Genomic DNA, 13,516 nt, shown 5'->3' on the forward strand with positions numbered 1-13,516 from the left:
TGATTAACTCATTGAGGAGATTAAATTTCGAGAGTGCCTGTAGAACATTATCACAAATAGTCATAAACAGCAATTTGTCAAAATAATCTTTCAGGTGCCGGTGTGAACCAAAAACATTTCCCAGCCCCCTTATTTCACTTCAGGAATAAAGTCATCATAAGAAATAGTTTATAAATAAAAGCCCGGTTGCCCAGGCTTAAAGATTTAGTATGGAATTAGTCCACAATCCTCTAAAATTTGCTGACCTTTTTTGCTTAGGATCAAGTCCAGGAAATCCTTTGCCAGTATAAGATTCTCTGCATTTTTCGGAATAGCGATGGCAAATTCAATGGGTGCACCGGGAATAGTGATCATGTCGCCAGAATTTTTACCCTGCAAACTAACGGCAGACCGGTTGTAATAGTTCACATGGGCAGGGTTCGAGAGGTTAATTTTTTCCGGCAGAGACAGATAGCTCAGGCCAAACTGATTAACCACACAGAGATATTCAAAGGCATAGTCTAGCTTGCCTACCAGTACATCAGAGGCCAAATCATAGGATTTGGGATAAATCAAATCCCCTCTGCACCTCTGGTCCAGCTGTCTAAAGAGACCCGGTCGGCCGTAATATTGCTCCGACAGTTGCCAGACCATCAGTGTGCGATAGCCGCAGGGGTCTAAATGTTGGTTAGACCGTCCAAAGGTGACTTCTTCCCGCAATAGGATATCAAACCAATTCCGGGCATTAATTTCCCTACTGCCTCTGGAAAATTCGTTATAGGCCAGGACAATTTGGTCGTTGGCAAAAATATAGTATTTGTCCACATACTCAGGCCCAAGCAGCTCAGCAAAGAGCATAGGGTCTGCCAATGCCAGGATATCCACCACCTTGCCCTCACGTACTTGTCGGGCACAGGCCCGTGAACCATAGGACTCCAGCTGAAACTTCAGCTCCGGGCGAGCTTCTTGTAGCAATTTGGCGCATTCCACCACCGGTTTGCGCAATGCTCCGGCATGTAATATTTTTAAGATTTGCTGGTTAATCATCTCTCCTTCACCTCCTGTCGGTACTGGTCTAAAAATGCCGTCATATTATTCACTTTGTCAGAAATCAACTGCACACAATACTCCAACGCCTGATGACCTTCGGGGCTTAACTGGTAGGATCGTCGGGCAGGGCCGGTGTGCTCAGTTTCCCATTGAGATAGAACCAGCCCATCTTCTTCCATCCGGCGAAGGTTACGGTAAATGGTGGCTGGATCTGCCTCGATTTCGGAGAAGCCAGATTCGTTTATTTTTTGAATTAACTCGTAACCATGAGCTGGCTTATGCGCCAAAAAGTTAAGCAGAGCCGGTACCAGCATCTTATCTATGCGACCGGCAATATAAGCAAAGGCAGGATTTTGCGCTTCTTCTTTCACAGACTCACCTCGAAATTAAATTTAGAAGAAATATTGTCCTATATAGCTGAACGCCAGGAACAGAATTAAAACGGTTAAGATAATCTTAATAATTCTATCAGGTAAGAACTTCTGGACTCGAGCACCCACATAAGTACCTAATAGACCACCGATACCAAAAAGAATGCCTAGCATCCAGTCCGGAGTCACTGCGGCTCCAGCCGCGACGCTACTGGCAGCCAGAATGTGGTAGTAGGTAACCCCAGCAATGGAGGTGATGAGGGTGCCTGCCAAAGCAGCACCAGCCACAGTATAAACGGGCAGACCCAGCACAGCCACACAGAAGGGAGAAATGATGGCCCCACCACCAATGCCATAAATGCCGCCGATTAAACCCACTACCAAAGAGAGGCTCAAAATAGATATTCCACTAAAAGAATAGGTTTCCCCCCAGAATTCATACTCAATCTTCTTCCAGGAAATAGTCTTAGTCTTAACTACTGCCTCTGGAGGCAGACCGGATGCCATTCGGCCGGAATTTTCTTCCTTCAGTTTAGCCACTTGTTCAGCAAACTTGTTCTGCATGACTTTATTCTGCTCTTTTACCTTCTTATTCCAGCCCATGACTTCCGACAAAAGCCGATAGCCCAGGTACAACAATACTAGGCCTACAAAGAGCTTAAAGACTTTGGGGTCCGGCAAGTAGAGGATACGTACCCAGGCTCCAACGAATACTCCCGGTAGAGTACCGATGACCACCGCCCACGTTAGTGGCCATGCCATGCGCCCCTCTTTGATATAGCGGTAGAGACCACCAGGGATGGCTACAATATTGTAGATTAGGTTAGTAGGACTCACTGCCGGACTGGTAAAGTTCAGAACACTCACCTGGAATGGGAGTAGTAAAAAAGCACCCGATACCCCGGCAGAGGCTGTTAATGATGACACCAGAAAAGCTACTAATGGCGGAATAAAGGGTAATACATCGACACCGGAAACTGCAAAATGCATAGTATTTCCTCCTTTTTAATCATATATGTATTCGTCACCTACTCTCACGGTGCACATAATATCAATATGAATTTATTCTACATCTTCAGCAAATATCCTTTTAAAGTAAAAAGAAATTTTAGGCTATTTTTAAAGATAAAAAGCCTAAAACCTTGGGGCTTAAGTTTGCCAAGGTTTTAGGCTAATTGATGTCATATTAAATCGGTTATACTAAATTGTCTATTCTGCTTATTAGGTTCCTGACCTTTTGCTCAATTATTTGGGCAGTTATTACGAACTCACTCTTGTCCTTACCTGTCGGGTCATCCAGTCCCCAATCCTCTCTGTACTTACATGGAAGAAAAGGGCACTCTACATTACACCCCATTGTAATTACAATGTCGACAGGGGGAATATCTGCAAGCAATTTCGATTTTTGCGTTGCATTCATATCAATACCATAGAGCTCTTTTATTACCTCAACGGCATCCTGATTAATCTCTGGTTTGGTTTCAGTCCCAGCTGAATAGGCTTCAAAATAATCTTCAGCAATTAACTTTGATATCCCCTCTGCCATCTGTGATCTACAGGAGTTATGAACGCAAATATAGGCAACCTTTATTTTCTGAGTCATAATTTACTCCTTTTAATGGCTATGCTTTGGCAGGCCATTTTCATTGAAATATTTCCGCTTGAAGAAAAGAGCTGAATTTACCAGAGCAATCATGACGGGTACTTCAACTAAAGGACCGATTACTGCCGTAAAAGCTACATCTGATGCGATCCCAAAGACAGCAACGGCAACAGCAATGGCAAGCTCAAAGTTATTACTTGCGGCTGTAAAAGCAAGGGTTACCGTTTGGTCATATCTGAACCCACCTTTAAAGGACATATAAAAGCTCACAAAGAACATAATGGCGAAGTAAATTAACATGGGTATGGCAATTCTAACCACATCTCCAGGATTATTAATAATCTGTTCTCCTTTGGTTATAAACATAATGACGATGGTATAAAGCAATGCCATCAGAGCTAAAGGAGATATCTTAGGAATGAATACCTTTTCGTACCACTCTTTTGTTTTAATTCTTATCAAACTGAACCGTGTCAAAAAGCCTGCTGCAAAAGGAATCCCCAAATAAATAAGAACGCTCTTGGCTACTTCCCACATGGAAACATCTACGACCTGGCCTCCCCAGGAAAGTCCCAGCCACTTAGGAATGAGTGTTACAAAGATATAAATATAGACCGTGTATAAAAGAATTTGGAAGATAGAATTCAGGGCTACTAAAGCCGCACAATATTCATTATCCCCTTTGGCCAAGGAATTCCAAACAATAACCATGGCAATACACCGGGCAAGTCCTATGATAATAAGACCAATGGCAAATCCAGGTTTATCACCCAGGAGCAATACAGCCAAGACAAACATCAAAATTGGACCGATAATCCAGTTTTGAATCAGCGAGAAGGAAAAGATCTTTTTATTTTCTGTAACCTTTCCGATCTCTTCATACTTCACCTTAGCTAAAGGTGGATACATCATGATGATCAGACCGATTGCAATAGGCCAGGATATAGTTCCTGTGCTGAATTCACTTAGTGACGTTGCTAAGTCAGGAAAGAAATACCCGCCCAAAACCCCTACTGCCATAGCAATAAATATCCATAGTGTCAAGAATCTGTCTAAAAACGATAACCTGGCTTGTTTAACCTTTTCCACTCTAATCATCCTCCATAAATCTAATCACAGTTCATAGTCTTGCGCTTTAACCAATCCTTCAAGTTTTGTAGGTCATTCTGATATAGTTCCAGATTCCTCAAGTTGTCATAGACCAAGCTGTCTATAAACTTTATCCGTTCATCGATAGCCAAGGAGTAGTAAACCCACTGGGCATGCTTGCGATCTTTCACCAAATCGGCATTCTTTAGATAGATCAAATGCCTCGATGCCTTAGCCTGGGTAATTTGTAAAGTTTCCATGATATCGCAAACACAGAGTTCCTTTTCGTATAGCAGGTTTAGAATCCTTAACCGAGTTTCATCAGATAGGGCCTTTAAGGCATCTAACAGTTTTTCCATTGAATCACCTCTTATTACCTTTCTAACATAATACTCTTATATTCGCTTATGCGATTATAAGAGTATTATACATTATGATCTCATAAAAGAAAACTGATATTCGAAAATTTGCTTCAGCCAATGGTTACCTAAGGCAGGTTTTGAATGACTTTTTGCATCTCTCTCTCCTCTTTGGTTGCCTCGATGATATAAGAAGCAACATAATCTTCAATATTCTTATCGGGTGCCCAAGACTTAACAATCTCTCTGCTGTTATCCTTGGGTGTCAAGCGGATATCCTTAAAGCCCACGCTCTGCAACATTGCTTTGATGTCTTCAACATATTCCGCACCACCAATACAACTTGCAATCAGTGCTAAATCTTCTTTTATGAGTCTAGGTAATTGAGCTGTAGCAACAACATCGGATGTTGATAATCTTCCACCGGGCTTAAGAACTCTTAAAGCCTCTTTAAACACCTGTTCCTTATCCAGAGAAAGATTGATTACACAATTCGATAGGATGACATCTACAGAACTATCCGCAACAGGCAAATGTTCAATTTCCCCCAATCTAAACTCAACATTTGTATACCCACTTTTCTCAGCATTTTTCCTTGCCAGCCTAACCATATCCGGTGTCATATCAACCCCTATTACATATCCTGCGTCCCCTACCTGCCTTCTGGCAAGGAAGCAATCAAAACCGCCGCCGCTTCCTAGGTCAAGAACTACTTCCCCGTCTTTTAAAGATGCGATAGCAATTGGATTCCCGCATCCCAGTCCCATATTAGCTTCAGGCGGCACACTTGAAAGATCCCCTTCGGTGTAACCAATTTTGGCGGATATTTCAGCAATATCTACCAGTGAACCACTGCAGCTGCATTCGCCGCCGCAACAGCCTCCTTCAGCCCCTTTCTGGGCAACCTCTGCATAATTCTTTCTAATAAAGTCTCTTATCTCTTCTTTATTGTCTGTCATAAATACCCTCCATCAATTTCATTAAATAGTTTTCACTATTAAAGACGCTGGGAACGAAAAAAGGACGCATCTTTACGTCCCTTTTCTTAACAATATTTGCATTCACTACTTTTATGCTTATAGTCGATGATATTCCCCCTGCTGTCAATTTCCAACTGACAGCAGGCGAAAAGCATATCTTTTAACATTTTCCTGGCCCGCTGAACTCTGGATTTTGCTCCCGATATAGAAATACCCAGTTCCTTACTCAACTCTTTCTGGGTCATAGCCTGGAATTCTGTCAGCAGAATAGCCTGCTTGTAGGTCTCCGGCAAACTATCTACCATAACTTTTAAGCACGATGCTATTTCAATGTTTGCAGACGATTCCTCATCTGTTGTGCTTTCCAGATCTTCGCTAAGATCTGTGATTTCCAACTTATCGTGATTTCTCTTATAGTAGTCTGTAATAGTGTTTCGGGCTACTCTGTATATCCAAGCATGAATTTTATCCTCGTTCATCACTCTGTCGATATTCTTATGGATTTTTAAAAAAATTTCCTGAAATATGTCCTCGGCATCCTGTTCATTATCAACCCGATTCTTAATAAACCTTTTGAGGGGTAGACTGAATTCCTCCCAAACACAGTTTATACAAGTACTCACAGCAAACCACCTCATTTTTTGTAAGCAGCCATTCCCGTAGTGAGTATTAACTGGATCTCCACAATCTTACTTATAAGTTTCCAAGATCTTAGCTATTTCCTTCGGCTTCAATACCTTACCAACGGATACAACCTTCTCATCAATGACTAAGGCCGGGGTCGACATTACCCCATAGGCCATAACATCCTTTAGGTCGTCGACTTTAATAATTTCCGCTGCCATGCCCGTCTCTTTTAATGTTTTCTCCGTATTTTCTTTCAAAGTCTCACAGTTTTTACATCCAGACCCTAAAATTTTGATGATCATAATAATCCACTCCCTAACTTCTTGATTAGAATTCACACTTAAAATATAAAGACAATTAACACAATAAATGCCATATCCGGCTATTTCTCATCCTCATTTACAGCATCCACATTATCATTTCCCCATGAAAAAATATAATCCCCCCTCTCTCCATACTCACCCACATAACAAATTCCTGCCACAGAGCCAAAGCATTCCGCATCCAAATACCCTACATCAATAAATAACCAAAGGCATTGAAGAAGTATCCAATGATTAGAATTCCCAGAGTAACAATCCCTGCAAAGATCGCTAAAAGTCTCAGCTTAACCACTTTTTTTAGCAAGATCATGGAGGGGAGCGAAAGTGCTGTTACCGCCATCATAAAGGATAAGGCAGTTCCAATTCCCACCCCTTTTAATACTAAAGCTTCAGCTATGGGCAAGGTTCCGAAAATATCTGCATACATTGGCACACCCACAAGGGTAGCTAACAAAACCGAATACCACTTATCCTGGCCAAGCACGGCTGATATGATGTTTTCAGGAATCCAATTATGGATGGCTGCCCCTATTCCAACACCGATGAGAATGTATAACCAAACTTTTTTAATGATCTCTAAGACCTGATCTCTGGCATATTCCATTCTTTCACCAGTCGTCAGCTCTTCTTGATCTATATCAAGAATCTTATTTCCAAAAACGAAGGGCTCTACATATTTTTCCAGTTTTGCATAACTAATTAATGACCCACCAATCACTGCCAGGACAATCCCAACAACCACATAGGCTATGGCTATTTTCCAGTTGAAGATACTGGCAAGTAAAATCACCGAGGCTAAATCAACAAGCGGTGAGGATATCAAAAACGAAAATGTCACACCGATTGGCAGACCTGCACTGGTAAAGCCTATAAACAATGGAATAGAGGAGCAAGAACAAAATGGTGTAACCGTCCCAAGTAAAGCACCTAAGATATTTGCCGAAACCCCCTTATATCTACCCAGTATTTTTCTGGTTCTCTCCGGCGGAAAAAAGCTTTGAATATAGGAAATAGTAAAGATTAAGACTGAAAGCAAGATAAAGATTTTTATGACGTCATAAATATAGAAATGAATGCTTCCGCCTAAGGGATCTTGGATGCTTAACCCAAAAACCTTTTCTACCATAAGCTTTACTAAATCATAAAGCCACTCCATTCTAAGTAATTGATTATTTAACCACTCAAAAATAAACAAACGATCATCTCCTAAATTTAATCACGACTTTTTAGCATCCTCTTACCACTTTTAATCATAGCTCATACTAAGACCCTTGATCTAAGATCTTGATAAGGAAGTCTTTGTTTCTTCTATTTGACGTAGAATAATTGCCTCAACAAGGTCAATCATCTGGTATACTTCCTGATTCTTTATTGCATAAATAACTTTAGATCCATCTTTTCTGCTTTCTACAATCCCTTGATTTTTTAATACTGTAAGATGCTGAGAAGTATTCGATTGTTCTGAATCAAGGTTAGGTAGTATATCACAAACGCAGAGTTCACCTTTTCGCAAGAGTTTTAGTATTTGGATTCTTGTAGGATGTCCCAAAGCTTTAAATACACTTGATATAAGTTGATTACCCATATTTGACATTTTTCTCACCCCTAAAATACATTAACATATTAGGAATATCTAATATGTTAAATTTATTATATTGTTAATTCCTTTTATTGTCAAGATATCCTCAAAAAACCCTGGGTTACTACGAAATTATCTACAGAAGAATCTTACCTCCCGCAAGTATATTCCAGTTGTTACGCTTCCTGGGTTCAAAGGGAACTTTCTAAAAATCAATATGGTAATTTATGGATCACAACGATATCTTAATACATAAACTATCATATAGTTCATTAGATGGAGGTGACAAAATGGCATTTGGACATTATTATTCGCTATGCCAAAGATACAGAGGTAGAGCAGTTGAAATTATAACTCATGAGGGAAGTGTTCACAGAGGTATTATCGGGGATGTTGACAACAGTCGAGTATATTTACAACCGCTAAATCGCACCAGGGATTTGGGGGGCTTTAGCTACGGTTGGTATGGTGGTTATCCTGGTTTTGGTGCAGGAATTGCGTTAGGTTCGATTGCCACATTGGCTTTACTTCCCCTCTTCTTTATCTAATCTTATATTACAAATCTCTATTTAGAGATTAGAAAGCTCGAAGGCGAATTTAGCCTTCGAGCTTTTCTAATTCTTTACCAGAAAAACTTCTTATGGTCAGTTTTTATTAGGAAGGTTCTAATTTCTTCATTATCCTTTACTGTCTAAGTTATTTCTAGATTTGCTATTTCATCCGCTGGGGTACTGAATAGATCCTTAGATGTCAAGGGATTTGCTTCAATATATTTCTTGACTAAAAAATACCCAACACTGTACCCTGCCATTTTAGGATAAGAATCTAATCCATATAGTATGCCTAGATGTTTACGATCAGTTTGTAATACATTTCTGTTGGGGTATACTAGGTTGTTCCATAATTTCTCTAGCTCATCAGTTGTGTAATAAGATGTCCAGGTTGCTATAAACTCTTCACCAAATCTTTCGCGAACAGCATTTTCTGCCAATCCTTCCGAAATAATTCTGTCGAGCAATCCGTAATCTTTTTCACTTTTTTTATATTTATATAAACGACAAACGTGGTTGTATTCATGTGTAAACAAAGCCTTTATTTCAGTATTTAAGGAATCCTTCGAGACAAATAAAAAAAGTTTATCTCTAAAGGCTAGCCCTGATTTTCCGTTGAAATCCATTCTAATTGCCTGGTTATTAGTATCTGATGGAAAAATGAAGACAGGGACATTCGGCCCTTCCCACATTTTTGTAAGTTGCTCGTTTTCATTTCGAACAATTTTCCACACGTTATTTTCCATTAAATTTCTCGCAAGCTCTTTTCCATTTTTGAAGGATCGATACATTCCATGTTGAGTTAAGTAATCATAGATTTCGTAAGCTTGAGCACCCTCGAAATACTGCTTTAAATTTTCGCAAATTTCAATTGGTTGCTCATATAAATCTATTAACCACTTATCTGTTCTAATAACGCTCATAAACACGCACCCCTAGCTTACATCAGGTTAAAGATGATTACAGCTACCAAATAACGTTGCGTTCTCTTTCAACTTTGAATAGGAGAAGGATAAAGTGTCAAATTATTTACTTTACCATAAAATAATATAGTTATTTAACGACTAGGATGTGACTGGAATTGAATTACTCATATCTCGATTGTCTGTCTTTGTTCGGAGTTGGGGGGGCTCATCCTGGAGGTCTTAAACTTACAAAAACCATTTTATCAAGGGAATATATAGATCAAGAAAAGTCGATCCTTGACGTTGGATGTGGCACAGGTCAAACATCTGCATACATTGCAAAAAAGTACCGCTGTTCTGTTACTTCCTTGGATAATAATCCAACAATGCTAAAAAAGGCTACTCAAAGATTTTCATCCTTACAGCTACCTATTAAAGTAATAGATGGTAGTGTCGAAAAAATGCCGCATTTTGATGGATTATTTGATTTCATCCTATCCGAATCAGTAACATCGTTTACAGATGTCTCATTAACACTACAGGAATTTAAAAGAGTGCTTAAACCAAATGGAGTATTGCTTGCAATTGAAATAGTACTTGAAGAGTCCCTTTCTGAAGAAGAACTAAAAACGTTAGTTGACTTTTATGGAATTTCTCGATTATTAACTGTATCAGATTGGCGTAACCTTTTTCAAAAGGCTGGTTTCAAACAAATTAGTATAAATAAATACAAACAGCCGTTGGATGATAATGATATTGATACCTCTACTGATTTTTCACTATCAGGCAATATAGATGAGAAGTTACTTGAAATTCTTGAAAAGCATGAGCACTTAACAAAAACTTATAAGGATAAACTAGGTTATTATATTTTTAGGTGTTGTTAATACCTTTTCAATTAATACCCTTGTCACTCTTGATCAAACTGCGGTCTTTTCATCCAGGATTATTCGCTAGATTTTCGAGTGTCTGGTGTGATTATAAATGGTTTGCTTCCATGCAATAGAAGCAAACCATTTATTAATATTTATCATACCAGCTAAAGAAATAATATATATAGATATATAAGTTCAGGGTGAACAATGCTAATTCAAACGTTATCTGTTAAAATTATCTTGTTCAGTTACTATTATAACTAAGACAGGAGAATGAGTTAATTTGATTCGAACCTTTGGATTCAAAAAGGACTCGGAGCCTTATTTTAACTTCAGTCTAGATAGCTTAAATGATCATGATCTTCAGTGGTATTGGATTGATTTCGATAACCCTAACGAGTCTGAAATAGAATTGTTACAAAAGCACTTTAAGTTTCATCCCTTAGCTATCGAGGATACCCTTTTTTCCTTAAACAAACCCAAACTCGACTATTATGAAGGGTACACCTTTTTCATTCTTAACGCTTTAAAAGACGATACTCTAGATCCGTCGGAGGTCTCCTTATTCGTTGAACAAAATTCTATCATATCATTCCATACAGATAGCTTGCCTGAGATTGATGCTGCTTGGGAACGAGTTACCGGGGATCGATCTCATTGGGACAAAGGGGCGATATTTGTAGCACACCAAATTTTCGATAAAATAGTTGATCATTTCTTCCCGGCTGTTTATAAGATTGAAGATAAATTAGATGCATTAGATGCAAATCTAGATCGCAAGTTTATCCATAAACTGTTAGATGAGGTATTTCAAATAAGAGGAGATTTATTGAAACTAAGAAGAACTGTATCTTCAATGAGAGATTTGTTGTATAGAATCTTAAATTCTGAACGACTCCCAGGCTTCAAAGAGCATAAAATGTATTTTTCTGACATACATGACCATTTATTGAAGCTCTCGGATATGATTGAGTCAAGCCGAGAAATAACTTCTGACCTCCGTGATAGTTATTTATCGATAAATTCAAATCGTATGAATACAAATATGATGGTATTGACGGTGATCACAACAATTTTTATTCCATTAACCTTTATAGCCGGAATTTATGGCATGAACTTTGATTATATGCCGGAGTTAACCTGGAAATATGGTTATTTCCTAGTATTAGGTATAATGACGTGTATCGGCGTTTTAATGTTCTTGTGGTTCAAGGGCAAAGGATGGTTTGATAGTTGAACTGGCAAAGGGTTATCCCTACTTTTCCGTATTCTGCAACTCTCACGAAAATAAAAGCCCTGCATAACAAATTAGTTATACAGGGCCTAAGGCTCGACATTGTGCAATGACTAATTGACTTATGAATCAATAGTTTGAATCAGCGTAACCAACCCAACCGCCTTCTTTAACAAGTGTCTTGTCAAACTCGCCGACTTGGAAATCAATTTCCTCTGATTGATCTAATGAAGTTACAACAATCTTATTTCGATCAATGTCAATTGTTATTGAAGTGTCTTTCCCCGAGTAGTTCTCAAAAAGATATTCCAGCTTATCTGCTGGCAATTCAATTGCGAGCATACCGCAATTATACATATTCTGTCTGAAGATCCGGGCAAAGCTCTCCGCTATCACCACATTGATTCCATTTACTTCCAAGGCCCAGGGAGCATGCTCTCGGGAAGACCCGCAACCAAAATTAGCTCTTGTTACAAGCACAGTTTTGTTCTGAATATCTTCTTTGTTGTTAAATCCATTAAGAGTCAAATCCTCTAATAAGTAAGGCTGCAAGGCCTCCTTGGTAATTTCAGTAAGATATTTGGCCGGAATGATTTCATCGGTATTGATATCACTTCTATCTAAGAATAAGACTTTTCCGCTAAATTCTTTCATCTTTCCCTCCGATATTTTAAGCTTTATACAATTGTGAGTTGGTTATTTTTCCTTCAATCGCTGAAGCTGCAGCAGTAGCAGGACTCATCAAATGAACTGTACCGCCCTTCCCCATTCTGCCATTAAAATTACGGTTTGTTGTAGACGCACAGGCTTCACCATTAGCAAGTACCCCATTACTCATGCCGAGACAAGCTCCGCAGGTTGGGTTTGTAACGCAAAAACCTGCGTCTTGGAAAATCTCAATTAGGCCTTCTTTTAAAGCCAAGGAATAAATAGCTGGGGTTGCAGGGCTTACAATGGCCCTTACCTCATTGCTTATCTTCTTATCCTTAATGATACTTGCAGCAATTCTAAGATCTTCTATACGACCATTGGTACAGCTTCCAATATACACCTGATCAATTTTTGTATCAGACATTTCATTGACTGATTTTACTTGGTCTGGTTTATATCCGAAAGTAACCATTGGTTCTAAGGTAGAGACATCATATTCATAGACTTTTTCATAAGACGCATCTGCATCTGAAGTCCATTTTGAGTATTCCAGCAAAGCGTCTTCTTTTGTTTTAAATTCGTCTTTAATAAATTCCCATAGGTATTCAACAGTTGTCATATCCGGATAACATATTCCACAAGTGCCTCCGGCTTCAATGGCCATATTGCATAATGTCATACGTGATTCCATGGACATTCCATCGACAACCGGTCCGGTAAATTCTATGACCATGTTTGTTGCCCCGTTTACCGTCAGTTCTTTGATGATAAACAGGATCAGGTCTTTGGCATAAACCCCTGGTTTTAAGCTGCCATTAAGCACAAATTTAATGGTTTTCGGGAAATGGAAGGCACATATACCCTTAAGTATCCCTACTTCAAGGTCAGTTGTCCCGACACCGGCAGCAAAAGCACCAAAAGCTCCATGGGTACAGGTGTGTGAATCCCCCATGATAATTGTATAGCCTGGTCTTACGAATCCTTTTTCCGGGAATATTGCATGACAAACACCATTTCTCCCGATGTCAAAAAAGTCTTTGATACCATGTCTTTTAGCCCAATCCCGTAGAATCTTTCCCTGCTCAGCCGTTTTTGAATCTTTGGCGGGTGTAACATGATCGATGACCGCCTTAATTTTCGTAGGATCAAAGACTCTGTCCATTCCCCTGGCCATAAGATCCGTGATGGCAATGGGTGTGGTAATTTCATGACAAAAAACTCTATCCAGTTTTAAAACATGGGTATCCGGAAACGGCATGTTTACCCTGTGTGCATCAAATATTTTCTCAGCGATTGTTTTCCCCATTTTATTCTCCTTGTATTTTATTGTAATTTAGATT

17 protein-coding genes are annotated in these 13,516 nt (G+C 39.2%); 3 read left to right on the forward strand and 14 right to left on the reverse strand.

The features are described from left to right. Positions 1-204: 204 nt before the first annotated feature. From DP73_RS00305 to DP73_RS00355, 11 genes are all read right to left on the reverse strand, one after another. Positions 205-1,026: an extracellular solute-binding protein gene (locus DP73_RS00305; RefSeq protein WP_034596535.1), complete on the reverse strand. Its 822-nt coding sequence runs from the start codon at positions 1,024-1,026 to the stop codon at positions 205-207. After that, positions 1,023-1,400 carry a PadR family transcriptional regulator gene (locus tag DP73_RS00310; protein WP_034596537.1) on the reverse strand — a complete coding sequence of 126 codons (378 nt, stop codon included), beginning with the start codon at positions 1,398-1,400 and terminating at the stop codon, positions 1,023-1,025. The genes DP73_RS00305 and DP73_RS00310 overlap by 4 nt, the downstream gene beginning before the upstream one ends. Positions 1,401-1,421: 21 nt before the next feature. Beyond that, on the reverse strand, positions 1,422-2,390 hold the full coding sequence (locus DP73_RS00315; RefSeq protein ID WP_034596538.1) for a sulfite exporter TauE/SafE family protein: 969 nt from the start codon (positions 2,388-2,390) through the stop codon (positions 1,422-1,424). A 205-nt stretch (positions 2,391-2,595) separates the two neighbouring features. Further along, complete coding sequence (locus tag DP73_RS00320) at positions 2,596-3,003, reverse strand: arsenate reductase ArsC (RefSeq protein WP_034596539.1); 408 nt, start codon at positions 3,001-3,003, stop codon at positions 2,596-2,598. A gap of 12 nt (positions 3,004-3,015) precedes the next feature. Beyond that, positions 3,016-4,092 carry an ACR3 family arsenite efflux transporter gene (gene arsB, locus DP73_RS00325; RefSeq protein ID WP_282432637.1) on the reverse strand — a complete coding sequence of 359 codons (1,077 nt, stop codon included), beginning with the start codon at positions 4,090-4,092 and terminating at the stop codon, positions 3,016-3,018. A gap of 20 nt (positions 4,093-4,112) precedes the next feature. Continuing rightward, positions 4,113-4,451: a metalloregulator ArsR/SmtB family transcription factor gene (locus DP73_RS00330; RefSeq protein WP_034596543.1), complete on the reverse strand. Its 339-nt coding sequence runs from the start codon at positions 4,449-4,451 to the stop codon at positions 4,113-4,115. 128 nt (positions 4,452-4,579) lie between these two features. After that, on the reverse strand, positions 4,580-5,410 hold the full coding sequence (locus DP73_RS00335; RefSeq protein ID WP_052090318.1) for an arsenite methyltransferase: 831 nt from the start codon (positions 5,408-5,410) through the stop codon (positions 4,580-4,582). A gap of 86 nt (positions 5,411-5,496) precedes the next feature. After that, positions 5,497-6,054: an RNA polymerase sigma factor SigZ gene (gene sigZ / locus DP73_RS00340; RefSeq protein ID WP_034596545.1), complete on the reverse strand. Its 558-nt coding sequence runs from the start codon at positions 6,052-6,054 to the stop codon at positions 5,497-5,499. 66 nt (positions 6,055-6,120) lie between these two features. Beyond that, entirely contained in the window at positions 6,121-6,360 is a 240-nt protein-coding gene (locus DP73_RS00345; RefSeq protein WP_034596546.1) for a thioredoxin family protein, read from the reverse strand. A gap of 211 nt (positions 6,361-6,571) precedes the next feature. Then, positions 6,572-7,576, reverse strand: a complete 1,005-nt coding sequence (locus tag DP73_RS00350) for a permease (protein WP_034596549.1) — start codon at positions 7,574-7,576, stop codon at positions 6,572-6,574. 81 nt (positions 7,577-7,657) lie between these two features. Continuing rightward, a complete protein-coding gene (locus DP73_RS00355; RefSeq protein ID WP_034596552.1) occupies positions 7,658-7,975 on the reverse strand; it encodes a metalloregulator ArsR/SmtB family transcription factor in 318 nt (105 codons plus the stop codon). Positions 7,976-8,250: 275 nt separating this feature from the next. On the opposite strand from DP73_RS00355, the gene DP73_RS00360 reads away from it, so the two are divergent. Next, positions 8,251-8,508 (forward strand): hypothetical protein, encoded by a 258-nt coding sequence (locus tag DP73_RS00360; RefSeq protein ID WP_034596554.1) that lies wholly within the window; start codon positions 8,251-8,253, stop codon positions 8,506-8,508. A 143-nt stretch (positions 8,509-8,651) separates the two neighbouring features. Here DP73_RS00360 and DP73_RS00365 read toward each other — a convergent pair whose 3' ends face one another. Continuing rightward, positions 8,652-9,434, reverse strand: a complete 783-nt coding sequence (locus DP73_RS00365) for a DUF2268 domain-containing protein (RefSeq protein WP_034596557.1) — start codon at positions 9,432-9,434, stop codon at positions 8,652-8,654. 158 nt (positions 9,435-9,592) lie between these two features. Between DP73_RS00365 and DP73_RS00370 the strand changes: the two genes are divergently transcribed. Next, the gene (locus DP73_RS00370) at positions 9,593-10,303 is read left to right on the forward strand and encodes a class I SAM-dependent methyltransferase (RefSeq protein ID WP_052090320.1); all 711 of its coding nucleotides are present in this window, start codon (positions 9,593-9,595) and stop codon (positions 10,301-10,303) included. 271 nt (positions 10,304-10,574) lie between these two features. Continuing rightward, positions 10,575-11,528, forward strand: coding sequence for a magnesium/cobalt transporter CorA (gene corA / locus DP73_RS00375; RefSeq protein WP_034596564.1), 954 nt, complete (start codon positions 10,575-10,577; stop codon positions 11,526-11,528). 126 nt (positions 11,529-11,654) lie between these two features. Here corA and leuD read toward each other — a convergent pair whose 3' ends face one another. Further along, the gene (gene leuD, locus DP73_RS00380; RefSeq protein ID WP_034596568.1) at positions 11,655-12,179 is read right to left on the reverse strand and encodes a 3-isopropylmalate dehydratase small subunit; all 525 of its coding nucleotides are present in this window, start codon (positions 12,177-12,179) and stop codon (positions 11,655-11,657) included. 16 nt (positions 12,180-12,195) lie between these two features. Further along, positions 12,196-13,482 (reverse strand): 3-isopropylmalate dehydratase large subunit, encoded by a 1,287-nt coding sequence (locus DP73_RS00385; RefSeq protein WP_034596571.1) that lies wholly within the window; start codon positions 13,480-13,482, stop codon positions 12,196-12,198. Positions 13,483-13,516 lie beyond the last annotated feature (34 nt).

Source organism: Desulfosporosinus sp. HMP52, from assembly GCF_000765145.1.
GTDB lineage: Bacteria > Bacillota > Desulfitobacteriia > Desulfitobacteriales > Desulfitobacteriaceae > Desulfosporosinus.

What these genes read in the sequence shown, in the direction of transcription:
- DP73_RS00355 (WP_034596552.1), bottom strand. Translation starts at nt 7,975, where the DNA reads ATGTCAAATATGGGTAATCAACTTATATCAAGTGTATTTAAAGCTTTG.
- leuD (WP_034596568.1), bottom strand. Translation starts at nt 12,179, where the DNA reads ATGAAAGAATTTAGCGGAAAAGTCTTATTCTTAGATAGAAGTGATATC.
- DP73_RS00365 (WP_034596557.1), bottom strand. Translation starts at nt 9,434, where the DNA reads ATGAGCGTTATTAGAACAGATAAGTGGTTAATAGATTTATATGAGCAA.
- DP73_RS00385 (WP_034596571.1), bottom strand. Translation starts at nt 13,482, where the DNA reads ATGGGGAAAACAATCGCTGAGAAAATATTTGATGCACACAGGGTAAAC.
- DP73_RS00330 (WP_034596543.1), bottom strand. Translation starts at nt 4,451, where the DNA reads ATGGAAAAACTGTTAGATGCCTTAAAGGCCCTATCTGATGAAACTCGG.
- DP73_RS00360 (WP_034596554.1), top strand. Translation starts at nt 8,251, where the DNA reads ATGGCATTTGGACATTATTATTCGCTATGCCAAAGATACAGAGGTAGA.
- DP73_RS00305 (WP_034596535.1), bottom strand. Translation starts at nt 1,026, where the DNA reads ATGATTAACCAGCAAATCTTAAAAATATTACATGCCGGAGCATTGCGC.
- DP73_RS00315 (WP_034596538.1), bottom strand. Translation starts at nt 2,390, where the DNA reads ATGCATTTTGCAGTTTCCGGTGTCGATGTATTACCCTTTATTCCGCCA.
- DP73_RS00335 (WP_052090318.1), bottom strand. Translation starts at nt 5,410, where the DNA reads ATGACAGACAATAAAGAAGAGATAAGAGACTTTATTAGAAAGAATTAT.
- DP73_RS00320 (WP_034596539.1), bottom strand. Translation starts at nt 3,003, where the DNA reads ATGACTCAGAAAATAAAGGTTGCCTATATTTGCGTTCATAACTCCTGT.
- DP73_RS00345 (WP_034596546.1), bottom strand. Translation starts at nt 6,360, where the DNA reads ATGATCATCAAAATTTTAGGGTCTGGATGTAAAAACTGTGAGACTTTG.